We start from the raw sequence: 25,412 nt of genomic DNA, 5'->3' as shown, positions 1-25,412 counted from the left end.
CGGGTCGTGGCGAACCCACGTCCGGCGCGGGCCCTGGCTCGTCGTTGCGGCCTCGCCGGCAACATCGTCGGCGCCGCCAAGATCCTCGGCGTCACCCGGCACGCGCTCAAGCGCCGCATCATCAAGCTCGACATCCGATGGTCACGCAGCGCCGCGACGGAGCCCGAGCCGTCGGAGTAGCCGCGTCGGAGATCACCTCCGCGTCGACGGCGAGCTTTCTTCTCGGACCCCTGCTTTGCGAATCGAGCCCTACCTTACAACTACCGCGATCGATCGTCGGTGCTCGCGCGCCCGCGCCTTCGCCTTGCTGCACGCGTTCGTTGCATGCACGATGAACCCGTAGTGCGACGCGGCCCATGAGCGCCGCGCGCGAGGAGGCGTGTCATGTCGGATCAGCAGGTGCCGGGCTTCTACGCCGTCGGCGACGAGGACACCTTCCTCGTCAGCATGGACGGCCAGGTCTTCGAGGTCGTCCGGGGCGGCATGGCGGGCCCCATCCTGACGCGTGTCGACTCGCTGCCGCTGGGCGTGCCGCACGAGCTGATGGACGGCAGGATCTTCCTCCCGAGCGTGCTGCTGCAAGCGGCGCGGGTGCTCGACGCACCGAGCTCTCTGCGCGACCTCACCGACGACGCGCTTGATGTCCTGGACGAGGTGCTGTGGGGTGGCCTCGTCGGCGTCGAAGTGGCCCACGTGGACGGCTCCGGCGCGAGGCGCTGCTGGTCATCGAGGAAGACCGCGCCGTGCTCTCACCCCGCTGCCAGCACCTTCTCGGCGAGCTCTACACGACGATCTGCGGGCACACCTTCGCCGCGTCGACGGGTGACGGGGTGGCCGCATGACCACCTCGTCCGCGGCGCAGCTCCGGGCCGGGCCCGCGACCATCATCGTCGCGCTCGGCGACCGCACCATCCGCAGCCGCGCGGCGACGTCGGGCCGGGGCGCCGTGGTCCGTGGCTGGCGACATCCTCACCCTGAGCCCGCGCTCGGCGCTCGGCGTCATCGACCAACGCGACGCGCACCTCGCCCGCGCCGGGCCGGGTAACCGCGACATCATCGGGCCTCGCCGGACTTGCCGTCGGAGACCAGGGCCGGCATGGCGGCAAAAAATAGCGCCTATTTTGTGGCGTTTTGGGAAGTCTGAGCCCTGTCCACGCGCGAATCTGGTACCGTGAGGCGGCCCACCATGCACAACGACGACGAGCTCGAGGACGTTGAAGGCGGCGAGCCAGACCCGTACGACCCCTTCGACGACGACGACCCAGATGCCCCCAATTTGGTGCCGGAGTCCGGGCCCTCGCCGCGCGTGCTCCCCGGCGGCATCGAGATGCGGGAGCTCATCGGCGAGGGGGGCATGGGCAAAGTGTACCTCGCGTACCACCTGCGGTTGCGCTGCGACCTGGCCGTCAAGGTGCTGAACCCGGAGCTGAACCTGCGTGTCGACAGCCAGGAGCGTCTCCTGCGTGAAGGGCTCGTGTTGGCCAGCATTCAGCATGAGAACATTGTTAGGGTCCATCACTGCGACAAGACGCCGGATGGTCAACTGTTCATCGTCATGGAGAACCTGCGGGGCGAGAACCTGCGGGACCTCCGGGCCCGGGTCGGGGGGATGGACGCACTCGCGGTAGTGAAGATCGGGCTGCAGATTTGCCGGGCCCTCGAGGTCGCACATGACTTCGGCGTCATCCACCGCGATCTCACCCCCTCGAACGTGATGGTCGAGCCCGACGGGCTGGTCAAGGTCATCGACTTCGGGGTCTGCCGTCTGCAGGACACGTTCCACTCCAGGCATTCCCAGCGCTTCGCCGAGCCGCCGGGATCGCGGATGGCCACACCCGCCGGGGTACAGCTCGGCAACCCGGAGTACATGGCGCCCGAGCTGTTGCGCGAGCCCTTCGTGTCGCCGAACGCCCGCACCGATGTCTTCTCCGTCGCCGTGGTGCTGTTCGAGCTGCTGACCGACAAGCACCCGTTTCGCCATGGCGACCGCAAACGGGCGCGCAGCGTCCGCGAGCTCATGCCCGGAGTTCGAGTACATCGAGCTCGACGAGGCGCTGGGGGGCGCGCTGCGCAGCGACCCGGAACACCGCACGCAGACGATGGCGGCACTCGGGACGCCCTCGAGCTGGCCCACGACTGTATCCTCGCCCAGCGCGGCGAGGACCCCGACGCGCCGTCGCCCCGCCGAAGGCGGCCGGTGAAGCTGGTACGCCTCGATACGTTCCGCCCTCCAAAAGATCTGGACGAAGAGGGGGCGGACGATCAGCCCCGGGCTCGATTCCTCGAGATCGTTCGCGCCGATGCGCCCGCCGACGAGGGCGTCGAGGAGCCGATGCTGGCGCCAGTGGTCGCCCTGCGAGGCACGACCACGGGCCCGGTGCCGACGACCACCGAGACAGCCGAGGATGATGCGAACGAGTCAGCGTCGGATCGAGCAGCCCCGGCCGTCGCGCTCATGCTGCCCATTTCTGCAGCCCCTCCACCGATCTCGACACATGCCGCCCCCAACTGGCTGACGACCCACATGATCGGTCTGGTGCTCACGACTGGACTGGTAGGCGGTGTCGGCGTGACCCTCGCCTCCCAGCGAATCGGCGAGTCCATGCTCGCCGCGCCTGCCCGCCTCGCCGAGGCCGAGGCCGCCGCTGAATCCTGCGAAGGAGCGCTCGAGGAGACCCAGGCGTCGCTCGCTCGGACCACGCAGGAGCTGCGCATCGCCCAGCAGGCGAGGATCCCTGCGGAGCCACCGACGCCTGCAGCGACGCCCGTACCGCCCACGGTCACGCCACCGTTGCCCGTCGCGCCAGAGCCCCCAGCCTCGCCGCCCGAGGACGATCGCCGGGTCACGCGGTCACGTCACCGTGAGGTGCAGCGCTCGCTCGACAAGGTCATCGTCGGGGTTCGAGACTGCCAGGACGAGCTCGGCGGCGGCGAGATGACGCAACTTCGCACCCGCGTTCGTATCGCCCCGGACGGTCAGGCGTTGGCCGTGGAGATCGCCGGCAAGAGCGACTCGACGCTCGCCAAGTGCGTCACCGCGGCCATCCGGGTCCGGCGCTACGCAACGGGCGCGCAGGCCGAATGGGTCCGCCACGTCTTCACCTTCGAGTCGGAAAAGGAGGCACCATGACCCGCCAGCCCCGATGTCTCTGCATGACCCTCGTGCTTGCGCTCGCGTGTCCGGCGTCGGCGCTCGCGGCTCCGGCGAAGCCCGAGCCCGTCGACCTCAACGACATTGAGCTGCCGCCGGAGGCCGCGCGGCACAACGAGGACGGTATGAAGGCGTACGAGGCGGGCGACTTCGAGGCTGCGTACGTGGCCTTCAAGCGTTCCTACGCGAGCATGGACCCCCGCGTCGATCTCCACGCGCGCGACATGATCCTCGGGTCGCTGCGCGGCTCGCTGGGCAAGCTGTACGCAAAGACAGGTGAGATCCAGCATCTCTGCCTCGCACGCACGGAGCTCGTGCGTCACCTCGAGACCCTGCTGATCACCTTCGGCGAGGACACCGACCTCCAGGACATCCCGGGGATCAAGGCGCGGCTGCGACAGGTCAATTTGAAGATCTCCCAGCACAAGCCTCGCCTCGGCGAGCCCACATGCGACGGACCGCCGATGCAAGTCGAGCGGCCCGCACCACTCCGACCGCCGCCCGCGAAGATCGTGGCGCTGCCGCGGCCGCCGGATCGTGGCCGCCCGGCGCTGATCGTCGGCGCGACGACCCTGAGCATCGGCGGCGTGCTCCTCGGCGCCATGACCTACGCGCTGTTCATGCGCCGCGCCAGCGACGACGGCATCAAGGCCATCGGCGCGGCCGTGATGATGCAGCCGGACGCCCTGCCCACGCCGGAGCAGCGGGCGCTCGCGGACTCGCTGGCCTATGTCGGCGGCTACCATCGCACGACGGCGATCGCCACCGGCATCGCCGGTGGCGTGCTCGTGCTGTCGGGGGTCACGGCGTTGATCGTCCGCCGCGCCCGTCGCGGCAAGGTCTCCAAGCTCGCCCTTCAGCCCGCGCTGACGCCCACCGGCGCATCTCTCTTCCTTACCACTCGCTTCTAGTTGGAGCCCCATGCAGCACCGCCCCCTGAGCATCCTCCTCTCTCCCGGTCTCATCGTCCTCGCCGGGTGCCCTGTCGAGCAGACCTACGCCGACTTCATCGAGAAGTACGGCGGCACCTACTCGAGCCAGAGCGCCAGCGAATCCGACGGCGACACGGTGACCACCTCGGGCCAGGGCACGCCGACCACGACCGCCGGGCCTGGTGGTGGCGCGGAGGCTGGCGCGTCGAGCGGGGACAATGGGCTCACGACCGACGCCGGGCTGGGCAGCGATGCCAGCACCAGCACCACCGAGCCCTGGGTCGACGAGGTTCCGGTGCTCGGCGAGTTCGTCGTCCCGCCGGACCCGGTGCTCGCCGCCGGCTTCATCGAGCTAAGCGCCGACTGCACCGACGACGTGGGAGTCGCTGAGCTGCGCTTCCTCGTCGACGGGCAGCTGCTCGCGGCCGCGACCGAGCCGCCGTTCGTGGCGAAGTGGCTCGTGAAGTCGCAGGACCAGGCCGGCGATCACACCCTCGCCGCGGAGTGCGAGGACACGGCGGGTCAGGTCGTTTCGACGGACCAGGGATCTCCGTGGCCCCTCCCAGGCCGGGGTCGGTCGCCTGGTCGAAGGTCCACGAGGCGTTCAAGGGAAACGCGGAGGCGGCCGACGCCGCGGCGGCCTCGGACGGCTCGTGGTGGGTCTGCGGCTACACTGACAACCTGAGCGGGGGACGGCGGTGTGGGTCGCCCACTACAGCCCCGCGGGGAAGCAGCTCTTCAGCAAGACGATCTCCCGCGGCAAGGACCAGACCGGCCGCTGCAGCGGCATCGATGTCGCGTCGGACGACGGGCACCGGGCCGTACTAACGGGGGGCTACGGCCCCACGGGACTCTGGCCGAGCCTCTGGACCGCCCTCATCGACGAGACCGAGGTGCAGCCGGTCCTCGCCGAGTCGAACGATGCACTCGTCGCCTACTGGGGAACGACATGCTCGTCAACAAGTACGGGCAATTCGAGGTCGCCGGCCAGCGCATCGTCAATAACAACGACCTGGAAATGGCCCACCAAGTCTATACATACACACCTGGCGAGAACGAACTGGCGGCCGGGGCGGGGTTGACCTACGGATTCCCAAAAGTCCCTGATATCGCGTCTACGATCGTCCAGAACCAGGACGGCACTGTGACGCTGGTGGGGACGCTCTCCTGGGACAATAGGCCGAGGGCCGCGGCGGTCAAACTCGACGCCCAGCATCACGTTGTGGAGACGGATGAATGGCCGTTCAAGGCGGACCTTCCCTTGATGCAGAGCGCGGGAGCGCTCGACGGCGCGGTCGATGAGATGGGCAACCTCAGACTGACAGGTTGGTGGCGCGAGTCTCCCAATCAAGATAGCAAGATCCTCTCGCTGGTGGTCGATCCCGCGGGCTACCAGGTCGGCGAGTTGGAGGTAGAGCAATCCCCCAAGGTCGGCGACAATAAGGGTATGGGGGTCGCTATTCTCAGCGATGGGTCCGCCGTAACAGTGGCCTCGGTCACCACAGCGGGCCTGGACAATCTCGACATGTGGCTCCGTCGTGGTCAGGGGGAGGGTGGCATCCTCTTTCAGGGCCCGTACAACCGGCCCGACGAACCTCACCGCGTCCGTGCCAACCCGTTCGACCAGACCCTGGTCGTGGGCTATGAGACGGCGGTCATCCTGCAAGATGGGATGCCGACCGTCGTGCGCCGGGGCTGGCTCCGCGCGTTCGACTGATCACCCGGGCGGCACGAACTCCGCGCACGCCGTCTCGATCACCTCAACCGCAGCGGCGAGGCGAACTCCGATATCCTCCTCGCAGATGGAGCCCAACACATGGGTTGGGAACCCTTCCACGAACTTTCGCGTCGGTCTTCAGGATCTTCCCCACAGTCTTTGCCATCCGGCGGATCCGTGTCGACACTTTCCAGAATGCCGACGACCTGATCCCATCCGTATACCCCTTCTTGGCGGCGATCAGGCTCGCAGCCAGCCCTTCAGGGTCCCTGGCGAGTTGGTATCCGCATAGTCGGACAAGACGACGACCTGAGCATCGCGTCTGGGCGCAGGAACCTGCGTTACAACCGTCCGGGGCGTTCAGGGCGGGTCCGACGGCCTTGACCATGGCCTCGGATAGTACTGAGCTCCGCCGGTCTGTCCCACGTTCAAGATGCACTCGAACGCCGCGGCGAAGTCTACCTGTTCCTCGGACAGATAACGATGTCCTCCGGCCAGACTGCAGTCCTGATTGCTGGCCATAAAACCCACAGGGTAGCGTACGCCAGCGCCTAGCTCGTAGTCGCAATCCGTGACATACTTGGGGTTCGGATCGCAGGGAAACGGCCCATAATCATCACATGGCTTGTCCGGCACGCAACAGCTCGAATAGCCGAAGTAGCCGCGCCAGTCTGGATCGCCCTTGACCACCATGACATGCAAGTCGTACTCGGCCGCCTGCTCCTGCATGGCATTGAGGAACGCGGCGGTGCCGTTCCGGATGCGCAACGCGTCGCTCGTGCTGCCCTCGAGCTCAGATCCATCGATTGTGCCCCCGTTGTTGATCGCGAACAGGATGTCGATCTTGCCGCAGCCCTTCACCGGCCCGAGCGTCTCGAAGCCGGGCAGGTCTGGCTCGCCGATCGTGGTGGAGCTCGACGACGCTGCGGAGTCACCGGACGAACTCGTCAGATCTCCGAGCTCAAGCCCGTCAGGCTCCCCGAGCTCGGCCCGTCGAGCTCCCGCGGTGTGTGAGACGGTCGTGATCAGTGGTGGTGGTGGACGTCTGACTGGGCGGCCCGCCACAGGCGGCGCTCAGGAGCCGAACAGCAGGAGCTTTCGCGGGGGATCACGAGTGCGAGGCTAACAGGTCCCTGCCCACGTGCCAAGCGCGCCTGACGCCCGACGTGGCCTCCATCGATCATCCGGGCGGCACGAACTCCCCGCAAGCCGCCTGGATCACGTCGAGCGCGGCGACGAGGTTGGCGCCGATGTACTCGGCGCAGAACGAACCGAGCACGTGATTCGGGAAGCCCTCGACGAACTCTCGCGTGCGCTCTTCGGGGCCGTCATAGCAGTTCGCGTCGGGCGGCGTCGATTGCACGGAGCCCAGGATGCCCACGACCACGATGCCGTCTGTGTATCCGCCCTTGGCGGCGATCAGGCTCGCCGCCAGGCCCTCCGGGGTACCTGGCGAAGCGTCGTCCGGTTCGTCGGCCAGGACCACGACCACGAGCATCGCGTCCGGACGCAAGAAGCCTGCGTTGCAGCTGTCTGGCGCGTTAAGAGCAGGACCGATGGCCTGGGACATGGCGCTGAGGTATTTCTGTTCACCCCCCGTCTGCCCGACGTTCAGGATGCACTCCGCGGCAGCGGCGAAGTCGGGCTGCTCCGCGGTGATGTAGCGGCGATCGTCGACGAGTTCGCAGTCGCGGTTGCTGGCCATGAACCCCGCCGGGTACCGCACGCCCGCGCCGAGCGCGGAGTCGCATTCGGTGACAAAGTCCGGGTACAGATCACGGGAACGGTCCGTATTTGTCACACAAATTCTCGCCGTCGCAGCAATCGAAACCCCCGTTAGCGCCGCCACTGCCGGGTCGCCCTTGACCGCCATCACGTGCAAGTCGTACCCGGCCGCCTGCTCTTGCATCGCGGCGATGAACGCCGCCGTGCCGCTGCGGATGCTCAACGCGTCGGCGTAGCTGTCCGCTGCCATCGGCCAGTCAAGGCCACCCGCGTCGTTGATGACGAACAGGATGTCGATCTTGCCGCAGCCCTTCGCCGGTCCGGAGGTGTCGGGCCCGGGCAGGTCCGGCTCGCTCCTGTGGAGGTGCCCAGGTTCTCGACGCCGACTCGGTGCCGCTGGACGCGCTCGTCGTACTCCCTGAGCTCCGGCCCGTCGAGCTCTCCGAGCTGAACCCGTCAAACTCGACGTGGTGAGCGGGACGGTCGTAAGCCCGGTCGTGGTAGACGCCAGGTCTGATGTTCCGCCGCAGGCGCCGCTCAAAGGCCGAGTAACAGGATTTTCGCGGGAGAGCGCCTCGGTCTGCGCGCCACGGCCGCTTGACCCTGCGAGGTCGATCCGGCTCGTGACGGTTCGTTGACGTCACCTACCGAAGTAGGTAGATTGCGAGGAGACCGATCGCCGAAGGGCGAGCGACCACGGAGGTCAACAGTGAGAATCGCTACCATTTCTTGCTCCATTTTTCTTGGCGTTGGCTGTGCGGCCGGGCAGGCGGTCGAGATGGATGGCTTCACCCTGGAGAAGGCGAAGACCGAGGAACTCCTAGGCAAGCTGGAGCGTCGAGCCGCGTACGACCTCAGGTGCCCCGGGCCCGAGCTCAAGTACGATCCTCGCTGTTCGACGATGCTGGTCGGACATGCCCAAGCAGGTCGGCGTCAGCGGTTGCGAGCGCTGGGCTACCTACACGATGGAGTTCATCCCCAGCCGCTACGGGCCCGGAAACGACCAGGACAGGATGGCGAATGGACGTGACGGGCGTCCAGACCGCGAGGTAGGCCACTCGAGAGGAGGATGGGGTTCATGTCTCGCACGACGCGATGTAAACTCGGCCACAGCGGCGGCATTGAAAGACGTTGAAGCCGTCGCCCAAACCGCCATCGCGACGCATGAGGGCGATCTCCTCCCGGTAGCCGATCTGGACGACCTCAGCGAGATGCTGCGGCGATTTTGGTGTCCAGTCCTCGGAGAGGTCGGCCTCGGGTGTGATGTGTCGAGCGGACCGGCGGTCGCCTCGATCGCATCGAGCGCTTCGCCTGCTCCTGAGGATTGATCAGGGTGGTAAAGTGCTGCAACAAATGGGCCAGCATGGTCGTAATATTCCCAGCGCGGCAGGCGGTGTGCCGGCGAGCGTCGGGCGTGTTGCTCGCTCGAACCTGTCGGGCCAGGGAATTCCTCGCGGAGGTCGCCTCGCAGCCCGGCGGCGATCGTCCTCAGTGGCCTCTCGCAGCCGTGGTTCCCCAGATCGGAGAGTCATCGGACTTGGCCGGCCACCGGGACCACACCGCCCACACGAGTCATCGATCCACGGGACTGGGCTCGGTGTCGGGGAGGGTTCGAGCGGGTGAATAGGTGTCGAAGGCGTGAGATCATGGCTCCTTCTTGTGCGCATGATTCGTCGGTAACGCGCTTATGGTGAGGTTTGGGTTCCAGTCGGGGGTCCAGGGGCCGTGGGTCGACCAGCTCCTCCACGCCCCTCTGCCTCCAGGCTGCCCGAATTGCCACTGAGCGTGCATGTCAGAGTGTCCCTGCGGGTTGTCGGGCTGCCGGTAAAGCGAACCGATGCCCGAGACGTTGCCGCGCGTAAAACGGGCGACCAGTCGGTCGAACACCGGCGCGCGCTGCGATGAGGCCGTCGCCAATTCAGGATACTGGGCCCAGTTGCGCTGATGGTGGGTCCCGCGAAAATCACGGTGGGATTGATTGAGGCCCCGGGCGGCGGCCGGACTGAATCGTAGTCGCCAGTATTGCATCCCGACAGGGTTCAGCCCGCCGACGAGGAGTCCGAGGGCCGCACCGCGAACGCCGGACTCGCTCCCCGCCGAGGCCGCCTGGTGCCCATCGGCACCGGACCACAACTCCCCGGCCGCGGCCCCGGCGAATCCGGATGCGTAGCCGATCCCCGCGGCACCGAGACCGTGAGGGCTCAGGACGGCCCGCGCATACATCTGGACCGGGCTCTTGCCGCCCAACTCGCGCTCAAGCGACGCCCACGTGCCTCGCGGGATCGCCCCTGCGCGCAGGCTGCCCTGGAACAGGGCGCCGCCCACGAGGCCCGCTGCCATGCCGGCGACACCCTCGCGGGCGGCGCCGGAACTGGCGAGGGCCCACGCGTCGCCGCCACCACGCAGGCCGGCGTAGGCGCCCCCGGCAGCACCGGCAAGGCTGCCGCTCACGCCGCCGCTGACCAGTCCCGCGCCCGCGCCGCTGCCGACGCTGATGGCGATCGAGGTCTTGGCCCCGAGCGCGACCGGGGCGCGGCCGGCGACGCTGAGCAGGCCGCGCGTGATGCCCGCCGCGGCGCGGCCGAAGGTGGCGGCGCCGATGAAGCCCGCGCCGAACCCGATCGCGCCCGCGGCGAAAACGTCCCAGGCGTCGAAGTCGGCGCCGCTGCGCCACAGGCCGATGACATTCGCGGCGGCTCCGAACACGCCGAACAGCAGCGGGCCCCACAGCGCGCCGTCGGGGTCGATGCGGCCGACGGGGTTGTGACCGCAATAGGCGTAGGGCGACGGGCTGTCTGCGTGCAGGTTCGGATCGCGGGCCAGGAACACGCCGGTGATGGGGTCGTAGTGTCGGGCGCCCGCGGCGAAGAGGCCGGGGCCGCCGAGGTAGGGCATGCTGCCGAAACGCGGACCCTGGTCGACGGCGCTCGCGGGCGGCACAATGTCGCCGCCACCGTTCAAGATCGTCGGGTCGCCGAACGCGTCGTATTGATAGCGTTCGGCAGGGGTGCCGTTGTCATCCGTGATGAGGACGAGGTTCGCGGCGGGGTCCTCGTGGAGATGCAGGCGGCCGCTCGCCTCGGTCACGATCACGGGGGCGAGCGCGACGGGGTCGTGGAGGGCCTGGCGAAGGACGACCGCATCGTCGTTCTCCTCTTGCAATGCATGCTCGCCGAAGGAGAATCGGCGGGTGCTCTTGCCGTCCAGGAGGCCGCCGGACCAGCGACCCAGCGGGTCATGGCGGTGCTGGGCGAGAATGCTGTGGTCGGCGTCCTCGATCTGCACGACGCGGCCGAGGGCATCGTAGATCATGTGACGGTGTTGTTCGGCGGTGCGCCGGCCGTCGCCGTCGTAGACGAGCGTCGCATCATCGACGGCCGTGGTCGCGTGATGCGGACCCTGCTCGTAGGTGAAGATCGTCTCGATGCCAAATGCGACCCCGATCTCACCGAGCCGTGTATCCGCGCCGTCGAGCGTCCAGCTCTGCGTCAGCTCCGCGGCCGCAGCGCCAGCTCGGCGGCGGCGATGGCGGTGTCATGGTCGGCCTGGCTCGTGGCCTCCGCAAGCACGAGCGGGAAGTTTGCCCGCACCGAGGGTGAGACGGCCGCGGGCGTCGAAGTCGTGAACGCGGGTGCCCTGTGGGAGGGTTTGTTGCACGCGGCAGCGGTCGGCCCGGTCGTGGCGCAGGCGGGTCCGCGCGAGCACGGCCTGGGTAGTGCCGTCGATGTGCTCGAGGTCGGTGAGGCGGCCCTCGTCATCGTAGTGATGCCTGGTGATCGCTCCGTTCTCACGCAGGAGCGCGTGCACCCGAGCGGGGCCGAGGTATGTCAGCTCGCACAGGACGGTGCCCGGGGCGCCGCTGGCCGGGCCGACCGCGGAGGTGCCGGGCTTTTGCAGGGTGATGCTCGTCGTGCGGCCGAGGGCGTCGAGCTGGCGCAGCTCCTCGCGGCCATCCGGGAAGCGGAGTGTCGATGTCCGCTGCAGGTCGTCGATGTCCGCTGCGAAGGCGCGGCCGGCGAGCTCGTCGTGTCGCAGGCGGCCGAGGCTGTCGAAGCGGCGCGTCACGACCTCGTCGCCCGCGCTCGCCTGCACGAGGCGGCCGAGCGCGTCGTACTTGTAGCTGTGCTTTGGGACAGGTGTGCAGCCGGGGCCGGGCTTGGCCTCGAGGGTCGCCAGGCGACCGGCGGCGTCGAAGGTGTGGGTGAGTTCGGCGCCATCGGGACGCGTGAGCTTCGCCAGGCGACCCTTCGCGTCGTAGTTCGAGGATGACCTGCCCGCCGTCCGGGAGGGTCAAGGTCCGAACGCGGCCGAGCACGTCGTGTTGGAGCTTCGTCACCCTCCCGGTCGGGTCCGTCGCCGTGCGGGGGCGGCCGGCGAGGTCGAACTCCTGGCTGTAAACGAGATCGAGGCCGCCGGGGTCGAGGTGCTGGCGCATCGCTTCACCGAGCAGGCCGAAGCCGTGGCGGGTGATGACGCCGAGCGGGTCCGTCTGCTCGACCATGAGGTCCCGGGCGTCCCAGCGAAAGCTGCGCACGGCGCCCGAGGGCCGCAGCGTGCTCGTGAGCCGCCCGCGAGCGTCGTGCATGAGCTTGGTCGAGCGCGTGCGCTGACCGTCGGGGCCCTGGTCATCTTCGGTGACGAGCTCGGGCAGACCGTTGACGCCGAAGTCGACGCGGCTGCGGTTGCCGAGCGGGTCCTCGGTGACGCGCAGGCGCATGAGGCCGTCGTACTCGAGCGACCACGCCTCCCCGGTCGGCTCCACGCGCCGCACGCACAACCCGTCGGCGTCGTGCCAGCGCGTCGACGTCAGCGCTGCCCCGTCGTCGGGATCGGCGACGAAGGCATGGACCGTGCTGCGGAGGAGCCGGCCGCGCTCGTCGTACGCGAGGCTCATACGTGCGAGCAGGCGCTCCGGGCCACCGTCGCCGGGGTCGCCCTCGATGTCCTCGCCGAGCACGCGGTCCATCGGGCCCCACGTCGTCCGCACACGCGCGCCACCCTCGAGCACGGCCAGCGTCACGCGGCCCCAGGGGTCGCGCTCGAAGCTCCGGGCCGCTCCGTCGGCGTGGAACTCCTGCTGCACGCGGCCGACGATGTCGTAGACGGTCCGTGCCGTCAACGCCTCGGGCAGACCCTCGCCGAGGATCTCGCGGAGCAGGCACCCGCGTTCGTCCCACACCCTCGTGGTGCGCAGCCCGTCGGGCCCGACCTCGCGGAGCGGCGCCCTCTCCCAGTCGCGCACGAACTGCCACTGCGCGGCCGATCGGTGTTCACGCCGACGATGATCCGCTTCGGTGGCCGAGCGGCGTGTACTCGAAGAAATCCTCGAGATTCGGCCCCGCCAGGTTCACGCCCATGACTTCGCCACGCGGGCGGATGACTCGCCGGAGGCGCTGGTGCCAGTCGTACTCGTAGCGCGTCGGCGTGGCCTCGCCGTCGATCGCGGGCGGCTCGACCGCGTCGACGAGGCCGAGGGCATTGTAGGTGTGACGCCAGGTCGCGCCGCCTGGAGCTGTCCATGAGGACAGGTGGCCCGCGGTATCATAGTCCATCGCCGTGACCTGGTGGACGCCGTCGGGATCGCCGATCTGCTCGCGGAGGAAGCCGGTCTTGGACGAGCCCGCGGGCTCGTACACATACGCCTCCACGCGGCCGGCGGGCGAGGTCTGGCGGATGACCTGGCCGCGGTCGTCGTACTCGTAGCGCGTCACTGCGGCCTGGTGCTTGCCGTCGGGGAGGGTCGCGTCCGGCCAGTGGACCTCGCGCAGCTCGCCGCGCGTGCCGAGCGCGAGGTCCAGGTCGTAGCGCAGGCGGACCTTGGCGCCGGTCTCGTGGGTCAGGTCGCGTGGCTGCTGGAAGGTCGGCTCGTACGTCGCGCGCAGCACCACGCGGCTCGGGACCGGGAACAGCCCGCCGGCGCGGCTCCACGCGCAGCAGGTTGGCGCGCGCGTCCGTGTTGCCTGAGTCGAACGTCCACTCCGGTGCGGCTGCCGTCGGGCAGTGTGGAGCGCGGTGAGGTGGCCGTCGGCGTCGAATTCTCGCCGCGTGACCGCCACCCGAAAAAGAGCCGTCTCGCGCGAGCCGCACGCGCTCGTCCAGCAGGTCGCCGCGGTAGTTGAAAGTGTAGGTCCACAGCGCGCCGCCCGGGTCGACCATGCAGCTGCGCACGGCCGGCACGTTGACGAACTCGGCGGCCTCGGGGACCCACTGGAGCTGCTCGTAGCCGAAGCGAAACACAAAACCGCCGGCTTGCTGGGCGACGACGCGGCCCCAAGCGAACGACGAGGGGTCGGCCTCGTACACGTTCTCGAGCACGGTCTGCTTGGCGTGATCGATGATCCGCGTGATGCAGTGACGCAACACGGGATGCGGGGCGCGCGTCGGGTACTCGTACGCGGTCAGGATGCCGTCGGGGAAGTTGGTGATCGGCGGCGTGGCGAAGCCGATCAAGTGGGTCGCGGTGTCGTCGTGGAAGTAGCGGGCGCGTCGGCCGCTGTGATCCTCCACCGCCTCGAGGATCCCGCAATGGCCGTAGAAGAAGCGCAGGCCGCGGCCGTCGTCGTCCTCCACGGACTCGAGGAGGTTCTTCGTGCCGTAGTGCAGCTCGACGCGGTTGCCGAAGCGGTCGCGGATCGACGCGAGCGGGATGCGCTCGGCGTCGGTCCACCCCAGCGGGCGCTCGAACAAGTAGACGAGGCCGTGGCGGGCGCGTACGAAGTAGCGCTGGTTCGGCAGGCGCTCGAGCAGCTCGAAGACGCCGCGCGGCGGTACGAAGGTGGCACCGTTCCAGCGAAACACGTCCTCGTGCAGCGCACCTGTCCCGCGGGCCACGTCGCCGCTGGCCAGCTCGCGCAGGTAGACGTTCCAGTTGTGGTCCCAGTTGAAGCCGAAGGGGCCCCAGAACGGCGCGCCGGACAGGTAGCGTCGCACGAGGGCGAGCTCGAAGAACGGCGACGGCACCTCGAGATCGACCGACATCAGTGCCAGGCGGCCGGAGACGAGGTCGACCGGGTCGCCGCCCTGGGCGGCCTGCTGCGCGACGTCGCCGGTGTGGGTGCTGCGCTCCTCGCCCTCCGGCGGGTCGCCACGCAGGCCGCGTTCGACGGTCTTGCTCGCGGTCTCGAGGTCCTGACCCTCGGCCATGGCCTGCTGCTGCACCTGACCCTCGCTCGCGGGCTGCGCGGGGTCGGCGAGCGCCTCGGCCGGCGTGCGCTCCTCGCCCGGCTCGCCGTAGGCGCCACGGACGATCTTGACCTCGGCGGCCTGACCCACTGGCGCCGGGGCGCCCTGAGCCTTCGCCGAGTCGCCGCCGATCGGCGCCTTGTCCTCGGGGTCTCCCTCCTCGGTCGGTTGGACGACAGCACCCTTGACCTGCTCACCGCACCCGGCCCGCGCCGCCGCGCGGTTGATCCGCTGGACCACCTCCCCGGGGGTGTTCTCGAGGAAGCTCGTCCCGGCGCCGTTGACAAAACGAACGGCCGCGCAGACATCACCGAACTCGAACTCCCCACCAGGCGGCAGGCTCTTCTGGCCGTCGGTGATCGGCTTGTTGGAGCGGTTGCGGATGCGGTAGCGCGGCATGGTCAGCCCTCCTCCCCGGCAGCGAGCGCCTCGATCGCCCGGAGCCGCAACTGGCGCGCGTGCGCCTCCGGGATCCCCAGACGACGCGCCGTCGTAGCCACCGGCGCGTGCAGCAGCGTGATCGCGTCGATGGTCTCGCCGCTCGCCGCGGGGCCACCCGGCGCGCCGGCAGCGTCGACCGAGATCATCGGCGCCTCCACGGTTGTGACGATCGCGGCCACCCGCTGCGCGAAGGCATCGGTCTCCTCGTAGCGGCGCGCACCGACCGGCACGCGGGCCGAGCTGGTCGTGCTGCGCACCATCTCGTCGCGGATCTTGGATGCGAGCCGCCGGCTCTCCTGCATCCGCGTCGGGCTCGACGCGCCACGGTGGACCTCGATGCGGCGATCCAGCGGGCGCTCGTAGGTGACGGACGCTGACGAGAGCTTGCCGAGGTCGACCGGCTTGTCGCAGCAGCAGATCTGACGCGCGCTCAGGAACAACGAGCGCACGTACTCCTTGACCTCGGCCTCCTTGCGCCGCAGCTTGACGACCACGTCCACGTCGAGCGTGCCGTCGTGATAGATGTCCTCGCGCTCGCCGGCCTTGATCTTGCCCTCCTCAAAGCGCCAGCTCACCTCACCGGTGACGGTGAGGTGGTGGCCGTCGTGGACCACCGTCGGGCCCTTGGTGACGCGCTCCCCCTTCAACGTCGCGGTCGTGTAGCCGGCGATCTCCCAGCCCTTCGGCGCGTCGAAGTGGACGATGGCCGACTTCTTGCCCTCGCCGGAGTCCTTGCCGATCGAGTTGTCGAGATTCGGCGCCTTGGCCGTGAGGCGGAACTCGACGACCTTCGTCGTCTCCTCGTGCTCGAGCACCGGCTCCTTGGACAGGTGCGCCGTCTCGAGCAGCACGCCGACGCAGAAGCCATCCATCTCGCGCGGACGGACGACCGCGAGGAACACCTCCTGGATGCCCTCGAGCGCGCGGGGTCCGTTGATGAAGGTCGCCTCGGACTGGCGGATGTGCGGGCGGGGCTCCATCAAGAACAGCGCCCGGTTGGTGCCGACGTGGAACGCCTGGAAGAGGTTGTACATCTGCGCGAGCTGGGTCGTGTGCGACGCCAGCTCGCGGCGCTCGACGCTCTCGTCGGTCATGCGGACGTTGCTGGTCTGATATCCCGTCGTCGAGATTGTCCCCTCCTGCTTCTGCACGCCGACCTGACCACCGCCGCCGGTGCCGCCGTAGGTGAAGTTGGTGCCGAAGTTCCAGCCGTTGTCGATGTTGTAGTTCTCCGTCGTCTGGGCCGACGCCGAGCTCTTCCCGACCGAGAGCGTCGAGCTCGACCCCGACAGTACCTCGCCGGTCTCGGAGACCATCTCGTACAGCTCGCGCTTCTTCGGCTCGAAGTCGGCGAAGTACGGGAAGTCGCGGCGGTCGCCGCCGCGGGCGGCCTCCGGCGGCGAGACCGTGACGTGCAGCAGGGCGCCGTGGCAGGGGAACGCCTCCTCGAGCATGTCGGCGGCGCGCCGGCCGAGCTTGACCTCCAGCTCTGGCGCGAAGGGGGCCAGCGTCACGCAGACCTTCAAGTACGAGACCCGCGAGTGCGGCAGCGGCTGGAACTCGTCGGGCGGGTCATGGCGGAACACGGCGATCGACGAGCGCCAGCGCGGCGGCACGATCAGGTCGCAGGGCTCCGGGTCGAGCATGTCGCCGGTCACGCAGATCCGGCGCCAGGGGATGTCGGTCGGGACAGAGAGGGAGGAGAAGTTGCTGGTCACGGTCGGTCACTTCCTTCGAGGCAAAAGACGCCCTGGCGGCCGCGGAACGCGGTCGCAAAGCCGGTCTATCTAGTTGGTGCGCGGCGGGGATCAGGAAGGCGCCGACGTGCCGGACGGAGCTCCTCGGACGGCGGCGAGATCGTCGGCCACGTCGGCGAGGGTCCGCAGGCGCATGTCGACCGTGCGGCCAGTAGCGACGGCCTCGGGCGGGAGGTCCTCGACCGCCTGCAGCATGGCCCGTTGTCCTGGCGCGGCCAGCAGGTACACGGTCCCGGACCCGGTCACGTAGTAGGTCCGGGTCCGGGTCTCGTGGAAGCCACGCGCGGGCCGAAGCCCGGGTTGCTCGGCGACGGTGAGCTCAAATTCGTCGACAGACGGCTCTTCAACATGCCGCTCGACGGCGAGGTCATCGGGCCGACGGTCGTGGTCGATGGTGGCGCCTATGGTGGCTCCGGCTGGGTGTTCGTAGGCACGCTGACGGGGCGTGTGTCGGCCTATGCCGTGGAACCCCACGTCGCCACGCCCGATCCCATGTGGGAGGACGCGACCGCGGATCCGGAGACCTCGCTGCACATGTCGACCAGCGGCGCGTGGTACGGGGGGTGCAGTCACAGTTGTGGGCTCGCGCTGAGCTACACGTGTGCGAGCGTGTGCCCGAACGATAGCGTCCCGGGCGGGTTCGGGTCGATCGAACTGGGCGCGGACGCGGGGGTGCGGGTGCTCGCTGCGTACTGATGGGTCACTGCTGCGAGGGCTGGCTGGTGCTGCGGCTGGTTCGTCGCCGCCGCTGCCCTCCCGCTCTCGGGCCGCGCCCTACTCACCCTCGCCCCCAAATTCCTGCACTGAACTTAAGACTCTCTCCTCCAGACAACCTCCGTAACCAACAAGTGATGCACTCATGAAAACATATGAAACCTTGACGAGTATTTTAGCCCTCGGTGTGATGGTTAGCTGTGGCAACGGCGGCACCCGCACCTCCTTGAGTGATTCGGCGACGGATTCGGGCGTGAATAGCTCGCTCACCGCCGACCCCGCCACAGGCAATTTCACCATGGGTATGCCCACCAATGGTGTCACTTCTAGTGATAGCGCGAATGGCAGCATGACTGGTGAAATCACTTCGAATGATGTCTCCGCCAGTGGTATGACCACCAGCAGCACCAGCGAGGGCAGTACCACCGGTGACCCTGGACCGGTGAACAGGTGCAAGATTCAGCCGAATGGCGATGGTGTGGGTGCCTGCGATAAGATGCCTCCACCCGAAGCCTTCGAACCAATCATCGAGTGGGAGTGGACATCTCCAGCTGACAGTAAAGGTAGCATGGTCACGCCGCTGGTTGCCAGCCTTACGGATGATAACGGCGACGGCGTGGTAGACCTATGTGACACCCCCTGATATTGTCGTTGTTGTTTATCAGGGCCTTCTTAATCCGAGCGATCGCTTCGGTCATATCTATGTGCTCGACGGCGCTACTGGTGCGTTGCACTTCAAGATCGAGGAGGCTATTTACCCATACGCAACTCCGGCCGTCGGTGATATCGATAACGATGGCATCTCAGACATCGTCGCTGTGGGTTATGATGGCCTCGACTCCTACCTGATGGCCTTCGACCATGACGGTGCAAAAAAATGGAAGAGCACCACTGTCACAGAATCTAGTACAGGATCTGATTGGTTTTCGCTTCTCATTGCAGACCTCGACAATGACGGTGATCCCGAGTCTTTAGTGGATACCAATTGTTCGATCATCATGGTGTATTGCAATGGGCTGGCGCCGACTATGTGATGACGCACCCACAGCCCGCAGACCTTGATGGTGATGGTGATCTCGAACTCATCCTTGAAGACGCAGCCTACCATCACGATGGTTCGGTCTATTACAAGCTTCCAGGTATGGGTACTGCCTGGCCGCAGGTTGCCAACCTCGACGAGGATTCTGAGCCCGAAGTCTTATTGACCGGCGATAGCATCGTGGTGCTCGAACATACGGGTGAAGTCAAAAGCAAGTTTCTGAATGGCAGCTACTTTGCGTCGACTATTGCGGATTTTGACGGCGATGGCATCAGCGACTTTGGCGCCAGCCGGCTCACTATCTTCTCCACCACCCGTGTGAATGATGGGACAGAAATTTGGAGTGCTCCAATTTCTGACTTCACCGGCCTTGCCGGTGGCTCGGCCTTTGACTTCAACAGTGACGGGATTTTTGAGGTGGTCTATGCCGGCGAACAAAATGTCTTCGTATTTGGCGAAAGCGGTCAGGTTCTCATGCAGATTCCCCATTCATCAGTGACATATGTAGAATACCCCGTGGTTGCCGACGTGGACAACGATGGCTCGGCCGAGATTGTCGTCGTCTCTAACTACGGAGACGGCCCCACAGTGCAGGTCATTGGCGACAAAGAAAATCGCTGGCCCCAAGCCCGGCGGATCTGGAACCAAGACTCCTACCACGTCAATAACGTCAATGAAGATGGTACCGTTCCACAGTACGAGCAGCCCTCGTGGAATACCCACAACACCTTCCGCGCCAACTCGACGCTCAGCTCCGGCGGTGCCTGCCAGTGACGCACCCCCAGCTAAGCGATTTATGGATGGCAAGCGCGGCGGGTAAGATGCGTTTGAGGGCCTCGTCGATCCAGCCGGCGATGTTCGCCAGCCGCCCGGCGATGGCGGCCAACATCCTCGCAGCTCCAAGCCTCGGTCGGCGGCAGCCTCAACGAAGTGCGGGCGGCGTTGCAGCGGCTGATCGCCAACCAGCAGGCCAGTCGGGCCGAAGCCCGCAGGCACATGATGTCTGCGAGGTACCACTGCTCAGGCCCGCCGCCCGCACCACGAGTTTGTGCCCGGCGCCTGCGTCACCGCAGACGATGTGGGATGTGGGCGCCGCGCTCGGACGCGCGTTAGCGCCGGACCCGTAGGGCTCACCCGCCGCGCCTCGACGCCGGCAAGGCGGGTAGAAGCGCGTGTCGTGTCGGCTCGTCGTGCATCGCAAGGCTTGCCACACGCGACCACCCACCTCGAGATGGCGGATCAAGCTCGCCCGCGCCCGCGCGTCGGCGACGATGATGCGGGGTCGGTGAGATGACCCGCCTTCTCTGCAAAAATCGAGACTGTAGTGGGGTGCTCGGCCGTGAAACCGGGGCTACACTCAGCCCTTGTCTCTGCGCGCCTTACGCGCGCGAGTGCGCGTGGGGGATTGAACCTCGCGCCCCTGAGCTGGTAGAGTGCGCTCGCAGACGTCCACCCCGGCGTCGGGCGGCACGGAGCGCCACCTTCCATGGCCGGACAAACAGCTGCAACGACCAGGCCGGGCATCACCGCGCTCACCTCAGAAGTGGACCGGTTGCTGGCCGCCCAGATCGTCGTCGCGTGGGCCGGCGAGGGCCACGTGGGCGAGGAGCGGCGGCTTGGCTGGTGGCGCTGCGATCTTGTCAGCGAGTACGGCGGCCTGGACCTGTTCCAGCGGCTGCTGCCGACGACTGCCCCATGGGCCGTGCTTCAGGCGGTACGCGAGGCTGCGCGCCGCGTCGACGCCGCAGAGCGGGCCCTGGTCAACAACCCTGATGGCGTCTGCTCGCTGTACCGGCTCGGTTTCGAGATCGACGAGCGGGCCGAGGAGCGCCTGCGCGAGCTCAAGCGTTCCAGGCAACCGCCCCAGACGGTGCTGCCTGGTCTGGACATCATCGAGAAGGCTGGAGCCGCAGCGACTTCGCCGCGTGGGTGGATACGCACGGCAAGGCCAACCATGTCGTGGAGCCCATCGGGCGGCGCCTGACCGGCGAGCGCCCGGCCACGCTCGACGTGCTGGTCACCCGCCTCGTCGCGGGCCTCGCGGGGTTACCTGAGAAGTACCCGCTCCCCCACTACCGGGGGGCGAAGTGAGCCAGGCCGAGACCACCCAGGTCCACACGCGCCTGCTCAAGTGCTCGCTCGAGGTCGAGGACGCCCGCGCATACTGGCAGCGCACGGCGGTCGCGGGCGCCTCTGTCACGCCCGCCCTGGCCTTCGACGAGTACTGGTTCGGCGCGCGCAGTCTCGACACCGTCAAGGTGCTCATCAGCAACTTTCGCGCCCGCTTCGCCGAGTTCCCAGCCGCGCTCGCGGTCCTCCAGCGCTGGCCGCAAATGGACCCTGCCACCCGGCGCGTGCTCTGTCACTGGCACCTGCAGCTCTCCGACCCCCTCTACCGCGACTTCACGGGCGCCTTCCTGGTCGACCGTCACGCCCAGCTCCGGCCGCAGGTGCGCCGTGACGGAGTGATCACCTGGGTCGGTGAGCAGGGGCCCGGTCGCTGGACCATGAGCACGCGGATCCAGTTCGCCAGCAAGTTGCTCTCGGCGGCCTTCGCGGCCGGCCTCGTCACCAGCAACCGCGACCCTCGCCCGCTCGCTTTCCCACCCGTGAGCGACGCCGCGCTGACCTACATGCTGTACCTCCTGCGCGAGGTCACCTTCGCCGGCAGTCTGCTCGACAACCGCTACTTCGCCTCGGTCGGTCTGCAGGGCCCCGAGCTCGACGCCCGTCTCCGTGGCCTGGACGGGCTTCGCTTTCGTCGCCAGGGCGAGCTGATCGAGTTCGGCTGGTGCCACCAGGACCTCGCCGGGTGGGCCGCGGAGCAGTTGTTCGCCGCGTCGGACCTTCGCCTGGGAGCTTCGTCATGACCCAGCCCCTGTTCCCGTCGTCGTCGCTCAAGGACAAGTTCGCCGCGCTGCGTGCCGATCTCCTCCACGAGCACGGCCCGCAGATCAGCACGATGCGAAACTACCGCTTCGCCATCGTCCAGTACGAGCCGGCGCAGGAGTTCGCGCTGCGCGGTGAGGTCCAGCGCCTCGGCGTCGAGCTGCGCAAGGGCGGCTGGTTCGTGCTCTCGATCTCACTGCGCCAGATCCTGCTCGACCGCATCCGCGCGGAGGACGACGACTTCCTCGAGCGGGTGACGGAGATGGAGCGTCGCACCAGCGCGCGTGACCAGGCCCGCGGCCGTGAGTACCTCAAGTCGAAGCTGATCCCGCTGATCGAGGGCGAGGACGGCCTCGCGGGCGAGTGCGCCGCGATGATCCGCCAGCACGTCAAGGACCACCCCGAGCGGGTCGATCGGACCCTCGCGCTGATCGGGCGGGCAGGCGCGATCTACCCGTTCTTTCGCTCCTCGGCGCTGCTTCACGAGCTCGCCGGTCACACCGACAACGTCCCGGTGGTGCTGCTCTACCCGGGCCTTCGCCACGGCCCGAGCTCGCTCTCATTCATGGGGATCCTCGATCCCGACAGTGACTATCGACCACGGATCTACTGATGACCCAGGCGACCTCCATCCGCGACCTCTTCCTCGCCGACGTCACCCGCCCCATCCCGCCGGTCGTCTGGTTCAACGAGCAGAGCCCGGAGAAGCTGGCCAGCGAGGTCTCCGAGTACATCATCACGGGCGGCTGGAACGACGGTCACCCGAACAAGCGCCGGATCCCCATCGGGATCCACGAGCACTACGTCAACCTGCTGCGGGCCATCACCGCCGAGCTGGACAAGGTCGGCGGCCCCGATCTGCCGACCTGCTGGATCTCCGGGTTCTACGGGTCCGGCAAGTCGAGCTTCGCCAAGCTCCTCGGCCTCGCGCTCGACGGCGTCGCGCTCCCCGACGGCCGCGCGCTGTCCGAGGCCCTCATCGCCCGCGACACCACCGAGCGGCGCGCCGAGCTGCGCGAGGCCTGGGACGCGCTGCGCCGCAAGATCGACCCGATCGCCGTCGTCTTCGACATGGCCGGCACCAACCGCGACGGCGAGCACCTGCACCACACCGCCGTCCGCCTGGTGCAGGAGCGCCTTGGCTACTGTAGTCCGACGGTCGCCGACTTCGAGCTCAAGCTCGAGCGCGACGGCGAGTGGACCCGCTTCGAGCAGGTTGCCCGCGACACCCTCAAGAGGCCGTGGTCCGAGGCCAAGCTGCGCAAGTTCGCCGAGGAGGACTTCTCGCTGGTGATGTCGCGGATGTTCCCCGACCACTACGTCGACCCGACCCGCTGGTTCGAGGTCCGCGCCGGCACTAGCGCGCGCACCGAGTCGCCGGACGACGCCGTCAAGGCGATCGGCGACATGCTGCGCCTGCGCCGGCCCGGGCGCGATACGACCCTGTTCCTTGTCGTCGACGAGGTCTCGCAGTTCGTGCTCGCCAACAAGGACCGGCTCGACCGGCTGCGTGCCTTCGCCTCCGCGCTCGGCAGCGGCCTGCGCGGCAAGGCCTGGCTAATGGCGCTCGGCCAGCAGAAGATCGACGAGGACGCCGGTGAGGCCTTCCTGGTGTGGGCCAAGGACCGCTTCCCCTCGCAGCTGCGGATCCACCTCGACAACACCAACATCCGCGACGTGGTCCATCGGCGCCTGCTGCAGAAGACCCCCGCGGCCGAGAAGACCCTGCGCGGGCTGTTCGAAACCCACCGTGCGGACCTCAAGCTGTTCGCATACAAGTGCGAGGCCATCACCGCCGAGGACTTCATCGAGGTCTACCCGCTGCTCCCGGGCTACGTCGATCTCATCCTGGACATCACGTCGAAGATCCGCGACCGCTCGACGCGCGCGGCCGGCGACGACCAGGCGATCCGCGGCCTGCTCCAGCTGCTGGGCGAGCTGTTTCGCAGCCAGCACCTCGCCGACCGGAAGGTCGGCGACCTCATCACCCTCGAGCACGTCTACGAGATCCAGCACACCGCCCTCGACTCGGAGACACAGAGCAGCATGGGGCGCCTGCTCGCCGAGTGCGCCGATGATGCCTCCGGCTTTCTGGTCCGGGTCGCCAAGGTCGTCGCCATGCTCGAGCAGGTCCAGGACGAGGGGCCCGCGACCACGCGCGACCTGATCGCCCAGTGCCTCTTCGATCGCCTCGACCGGGGCAGCCAGGTCAGTCAGGTCACCGAGGCGCTCGAGGAGCTGAGTCGCCGCAACCTCCTCAGTTTCTCGGAGAAGCTCGGCTACAAGATCCAGTCGACCGCCGGAGATGAGTGGGTGGGCGAGCGTCGCGACATGGGTGTCGGCGGTGAAGCCGTCTCCGGGAGGCCGTCCAGCACGCCCTGCGCCACCTCCTCGCCGAGCCCGAGCGCCCCCGCCTGCAGGGCCGCCCGTTCCATTGGAAGAGCGTGTTCTCCGACGGCCAGCGCAGCGACGATGTCGTGCTCTTCGATCCCCGCGATGACGCCGCCGTCTGGGTCGACTTCCGCTTCCTCACCAAGGACGAGCGCAAGGACACGATCTGGATCCCGCGCAGCAGCGAGCACGCGCTGCAAAATCGGATCGTGTGGGTCTGCGGCGAGCGAGCGCCGATCGTCGAGGTCGCGCGCGAGCTCGGCAAGTCGCGGGCGATGGTGAAGAAGTACCACGATCGCCGCGAGTCGCTGCCGACCGCGCGCCGCAACCTCCTCGATCGCGAGCGAGACAACGCCGTGGCGCTGGAGAAGCGCCTGCGCGACACGATCGCGGATCGCTGGATGGACGGCCAGATCTACTTCCGCGGCCGCAGTCTGAGCCCCGGGGACCTCGGCTCGACCTTCGCCAACGCCCTGGTGGCCGTGGCCGAGCGGGTGCTCCCCGAGATCTATCCGCACTTCACCACGCTCAACCTGACCCCCGCGGAGGCACTCCAGCCGCTGCGCACCGACCTCGCCGGGATCTCGAGCAAACTGGTCCACGACCTCGGGATCTTCGAGCTCGACGCAGGCCGCTACGACCCCACCTGCTCGGGCCTCGTGCCGCGGCAGATCCGTGAGCGCATCGAGGCCGAGGGCGGCCTCGGGGCGACGAGCTTGCTCGCCCACTTCTGCGGCCCTCCCTATGGCTACACCGTCAACGTGATCAAGGCCTGTGTCGCGGGGCTGCTGCGCGCCGGCAAGATCCGCATCACCCGAGAGGGCGGCGCCGAATTCACGAGCTTCGCCAAGTCCGGGGTCCAGGACGCCTTTGATAAAGAGCGGGAATTTCGTCGTAACACCTTCCATCCCGCCCAGGTGCCGCCGAACCCGCAGCTGCGCGCGAAGATCTGCAAGCTGCTCGAGCAACACTTCGAGATCCAGGTCGAGCGCGACGACAACCTGATCGCCGACGCCGTCTCGACCCACTTCCCCGAGGCCGCCCGGACGCTGCGTGATGTCGAGACGCGCCTGATCGCCTTGCCCGGGAAGCCCGAGCCTCTCGCGGTGCTCATCGCGCTACACACGGCGCTGGAGGCCGGCGTTCGCAGCTGTCGACAATCCACGCGCACCGTCGAGACCCTCGGCAAGCACCTCGACGCGCTGCGCGACGGCCTCACCGCCCTCGCGGAGCTGCGCGCCGAGCTGACGGACGACGCGCGCAAGGCCGTGCAGCTGGTCGCCGATGTCCGTGACCACCAGGCGGCGCAGCTGCAGGAGATCGGACGCCTCGACTCCGAGGGCGAGGCAGCGCTCGAGCGGATCGCGGCGCAGCTGGCCCGCGAGCGGCCGTGGAAGGACATCGCCGTGGTCGATGCCGATGTCCAGGCGCTCCGTGCCGCCTACGTCGCCGAACGCCACGCTCGCATCACCTG

At 68.0% G+C, this 25,412-nt stretch carries 24 protein-coding genes; 16 read left to right on the top strand and 8 right to left on the bottom strand.

What is annotated here, in order from left to right:
- The first annotated feature begins 6 nt into the window (after window positions 1-6).
- The 6 genes from IPJ59_RS31060 (at window position 7) to IPJ59_RS31035 (ending at window position 5,800) form a co-directional block, all read left to right on the top strand.
- Window positions 7-180, top strand: a complete 174-nt coding sequence (locus IPJ59_RS31060; protein ID WP_293274672.1) for a hypothetical protein — start codon at window positions 7-9, stop codon at window positions 178-180.
- 204 nt (window positions 181-384) lie between these two features.
- Window positions 385-978 carry a hypothetical protein gene (locus IPJ59_RS31055; protein WP_293274670.1) on the top strand — a complete coding sequence of 198 codons (594 nt, stop codon included), beginning with the start codon at window positions 385-387 and terminating at the stop codon, window positions 976-978.
- A 208-nt stretch (window positions 979-1,186) separates the two neighbouring features.
- On the top strand, window positions 1,187-3,130 hold the full coding sequence (locus tag IPJ59_RS31050; RefSeq protein ID WP_293274668.1) for a protein kinase domain-containing protein: 1,944 nt from the start codon (window positions 1,187-1,189) through the stop codon (window positions 3,128-3,130).
- Entirely contained in the window at window positions 3,127-4,062 is a 936-nt protein-coding gene (locus IPJ59_RS31045) for a hypothetical protein (protein ID WP_293274666.1), read from the top strand. Before IPJ59_RS31050 ends, IPJ59_RS31045 begins: the two co-directional genes overlap by 4 nt.
- 10 nt (window positions 4,063-4,072) lie before the next feature.
- Window positions 4,073-4,768 carry an Ig-like domain-containing protein gene (locus IPJ59_RS31040; protein ID WP_293274664.1) on the top strand — a complete coding sequence of 232 codons (696 nt, stop codon included), beginning with the start codon at window positions 4,073-4,075 and terminating at the stop codon, window positions 4,766-4,768.
- 264 nt (window positions 4,769-5,032) lie between these two features.
- Window positions 5,033-5,800, top strand: a complete 768-nt coding sequence (locus IPJ59_RS31035) for a hypothetical protein (RefSeq protein ID WP_293274663.1) — start codon at window positions 5,033-5,035, stop codon at window positions 5,798-5,800.
- Between the two features lie 360 nt (window positions 5,801-6,160).
- On the opposite strand, the gene IPJ59_RS31030 is transcribed toward IPJ59_RS31035, so the two are convergent.
- Complete coding sequence (locus IPJ59_RS31030) at window positions 6,161-6,865, bottom strand: hypothetical protein (protein ID WP_293274661.1); 705 nt, start codon at window positions 6,863-6,865, stop codon at window positions 6,161-6,163.
- 115 nt (window positions 6,866-6,980) lie between these two features.
- Entirely contained in the window at window positions 6,981-7,775 is a 795-nt protein-coding gene (locus IPJ59_RS31025; RefSeq protein ID WP_293274660.1) for a hypothetical protein, read from the bottom strand.
- A gap of 664 nt (window positions 7,776-8,439) precedes the next feature.
- Between IPJ59_RS31025 and IPJ59_RS31020 the strand changes: the two genes are divergently transcribed.
- Window positions 8,440-8,853 carry a hypothetical protein gene (locus IPJ59_RS31020; RefSeq protein WP_293274658.1) on the top strand — a complete coding sequence of 138 codons (414 nt, stop codon included), beginning with the start codon at window positions 8,440-8,442 and terminating at the stop codon, window positions 8,851-8,853.
- Between the two features lie 316 nt (window positions 8,854-9,169).
- Here IPJ59_RS31020 and IPJ59_RS31015 read toward each other — a convergent pair whose 3' ends face one another.
- The 6 genes from IPJ59_RS31015 to IPJ59_RS30990 form a co-directional block, all read right to left on the bottom strand.
- The gene (locus IPJ59_RS31015; RefSeq protein ID WP_293274656.1) at window positions 9,170-10,837 is read right to left on the bottom strand and encodes an RHS repeat-associated core domain-containing protein; all 1,668 of its coding nucleotides are present in this window, start codon (window positions 10,835-10,837) and stop codon (window positions 9,170-9,172) included.
- Between the two features lie 222 nt (window positions 10,838-11,059).
- On the bottom strand, window positions 11,060-11,617 hold the full coding sequence (locus IPJ59_RS31010) for a hypothetical protein (protein ID WP_293274654.1): 558 nt from the start codon (window positions 11,615-11,617) through the stop codon (window positions 11,060-11,062).
- A 1,178-nt stretch (window positions 11,618-12,795) separates the two neighbouring features.
- Window positions 12,796-13,077: an RHS repeat domain-containing protein gene (locus IPJ59_RS31005; protein ID WP_293274653.1), complete on the bottom strand. Its 282-nt coding sequence runs from the start codon at window positions 13,075-13,077 to the stop codon at window positions 12,796-12,798.
- Entirely contained in the window at window positions 13,067-15,106 is a 2,040-nt protein-coding gene (locus IPJ59_RS38765) for a DUF6531 domain-containing protein (RefSeq protein ID WP_293274651.1), read from the bottom strand. Before IPJ59_RS38765 ends, IPJ59_RS31005 begins: the two co-directional genes overlap by 11 nt.
- 2 nt (window positions 15,107-15,108) lie before the next feature.
- On the bottom strand, window positions 15,109-16,866 hold the full coding sequence (locus IPJ59_RS30995; protein WP_293274649.1) for a hypothetical protein: 1,758 nt from the start codon (window positions 16,864-16,866) through the stop codon (window positions 15,109-15,111).
- A 90-nt stretch (window positions 16,867-16,956) separates the two neighbouring features.
- The gene (locus IPJ59_RS30990; RefSeq protein WP_293274648.1) at window positions 16,957-17,151 is read right to left on the bottom strand and encodes a hypothetical protein; all 195 of its coding nucleotides are present in this window, start codon (window positions 17,149-17,151) and stop codon (window positions 16,957-16,959) included.
- Window positions 17,152-17,175: 24 nt separating this feature from the next.
- Between IPJ59_RS30990 and IPJ59_RS30985 the strand changes: the two genes are divergently transcribed.
- From IPJ59_RS30985 to brxC, 9 genes are all read left to right on the top strand, one after another.
- Entirely contained in the window at window positions 17,176-17,601 is a 426-nt protein-coding gene (locus tag IPJ59_RS30985; protein WP_293274647.1) for a hypothetical protein, read from the top strand.
- Window positions 17,602-17,764: 163 nt separating this feature from the next.
- Window positions 17,765-18,262 carry a hypothetical protein gene (locus IPJ59_RS30980; RefSeq protein ID WP_293274645.1) on the top strand — a complete coding sequence of 166 codons (498 nt, stop codon included), beginning with the start codon at window positions 17,765-17,767 and terminating at the stop codon, window positions 18,260-18,262.
- Window positions 18,249-18,653 (top strand): FG-GAP repeat domain-containing protein, encoded by a 405-nt coding sequence (locus IPJ59_RS30975; protein WP_293274643.1) that lies wholly within the window; start codon window positions 18,249-18,251, stop codon window positions 18,651-18,653. The genes IPJ59_RS30980 and IPJ59_RS30975 overlap by 14 nt, the downstream gene beginning before the upstream one ends.
- The gene (locus IPJ59_RS30970) at window positions 18,605-19,432 is read left to right on the top strand and encodes an FG-GAP repeat domain-containing protein (protein WP_293274641.1); all 828 of its coding nucleotides are present in this window, start codon (window positions 18,605-18,607) and stop codon (window positions 19,430-19,432) included. The genes IPJ59_RS30975 and IPJ59_RS30970 overlap by 49 nt, the downstream gene beginning before the upstream one ends.
- A gap of 712 nt (window positions 19,433-20,144) precedes the next feature.
- Complete coding sequence (brxE, locus tag IPJ59_RS30965; RefSeq protein ID WP_293274639.1) at window positions 20,145-20,642, top strand: BREX-6 system BrxE protein; 498 nt, start codon at window positions 20,145-20,147, stop codon at window positions 20,640-20,642.
- Window positions 20,618-20,749, top strand: a complete 132-nt coding sequence (locus tag IPJ59_RS30960; RefSeq protein WP_293274637.1) for a hypothetical protein — start codon at window positions 20,618-20,620, stop codon at window positions 20,747-20,749. The genes brxE and IPJ59_RS30960 overlap by 25 nt, the downstream gene beginning before the upstream one ends.
- On the top strand, window positions 20,746-21,528 hold the full coding sequence (locus tag IPJ59_RS30955; RefSeq protein ID WP_293274635.1) for a hypothetical protein: 783 nt from the start codon (window positions 20,746-20,748) through the stop codon (window positions 21,526-21,528). The genes IPJ59_RS30960 and IPJ59_RS30955 overlap by 4 nt, the downstream gene beginning before the upstream one ends.
- Window positions 21,525-22,160: a DUF1788 domain-containing protein gene (locus tag IPJ59_RS30950; protein ID WP_293274634.1), complete on the top strand. Its 636-nt coding sequence runs from the start codon at window positions 21,525-21,527 to the stop codon at window positions 22,158-22,160. The genes IPJ59_RS30955 and IPJ59_RS30950 overlap by 4 nt, the downstream gene beginning before the upstream one ends.
- Window positions 22,160-24,220, top strand: coding sequence for a BREX system P-loop protein BrxC (gene brxC / locus IPJ59_RS30945; protein WP_293274632.1), 2,061 nt, complete (start codon window positions 22,160-22,162; stop codon window positions 24,218-24,220). Before IPJ59_RS30950 ends, brxC begins: the two co-directional genes overlap by 1 nt.
- Window positions 24,221-25,412 lie beyond the last annotated feature (1,192 nt).

This window comes from Nannocystis sp. (genome assembly GCF_016714285.1).
GTDB lineage: Bacteria > Myxococcota_A > Polyangia > Nannocystales > Nannocystaceae > Nannocystis.
Note: the sequence above shows the minus strand (reverse complement) of the source record. Positions and strands in the feature narration are given on the sequence as shown.

What these genes read in the sequence shown, in the direction of transcription:
- IPJ59_RS31020 (WP_293274658.1), top strand. Translation starts at nt 8,440, where the DNA reads ATGCCCAAGCAGGTCGGCGTCAGCGGTTGCGAGCGCTGGGCTACCTAC.
- brxE (WP_293274639.1), top strand. Translation starts at nt 20,145, where the DNA reads ATGGCCGGACAAACAGCTGCAACGACCAGGCCGGGCATCACCGCGCTC.
- IPJ59_RS31050 (WP_293274668.1), top strand. Translation starts at nt 1,187, where the DNA reads ATGCACAACGACGACGAGCTCGAGGACGTTGAAGGCGGCGAGCCAGAC.
- IPJ59_RS31055 (WP_293274670.1), top strand. Translation starts at nt 385, where the DNA reads ATGTCGGATCAGCAGGTGCCGGGCTTCTACGCCGTCGGCGACGAGGAC.
- brxC (WP_293274632.1), top strand. Translation starts at nt 22,160, where the DNA reads ATGACCCAGGCGACCTCCATCCGCGACCTCTTCCTCGCCGACGTCACC.
- IPJ59_RS31040 (WP_293274664.1), top strand. Translation starts at nt 4,073, where the DNA reads ATGCAGCACCGCCCCCTGAGCATCCTCCTCTCTCCCGGTCTCATCGTC.
- IPJ59_RS31045 (WP_293274666.1), top strand. Translation starts at nt 3,127, where the DNA reads ATGACCCGCCAGCCCCGATGTCTCTGCATGACCCTCGTGCTTGCGCTC.
- IPJ59_RS31035 (WP_293274663.1), top strand. Translation starts at nt 5,033, where the DNA reads ATGCTCGTCAACAAGTACGGGCAATTCGAGGTCGCCGGCCAGCGCATC.
- IPJ59_RS31015 (WP_293274656.1), bottom strand. Translation starts at nt 10,837, where the DNA reads ATGATCTACGATGCCCTCGGCCGCGTCGTGCAGATCGAGGACGCCGAC.
- IPJ59_RS30950 (WP_293274634.1), top strand. Translation starts at nt 21,525, where the DNA reads ATGACCCAGCCCCTGTTCCCGTCGTCGTCGCTCAAGGACAAGTTCGCC.
- IPJ59_RS31005 (WP_293274653.1), bottom strand. Translation starts at nt 13,077, where the DNA reads ATGGACTATGATACCGCGGGCCACCTGTCCTCATGGACAGCTCCAGGC.
- IPJ59_RS30980 (WP_293274645.1), top strand. Translation starts at nt 17,765, where the DNA reads ATGAAAACATATGAAACCTTGACGAGTATTTTAGCCCTCGGTGTGATG.
- IPJ59_RS38765 (WP_293274651.1), bottom strand. Translation starts at nt 15,106, where the DNA reads ATGCCGCGCTACCGCATCCGCAACCGCTCCAACAAGCCGATCACCGAC.
- IPJ59_RS31025 (WP_293274660.1), bottom strand. Translation starts at nt 7,775, where the DNA reads ATGGCAGCGGACAGCTACGCCGACGCGTTGAGCATCCGCAGCGGCACG.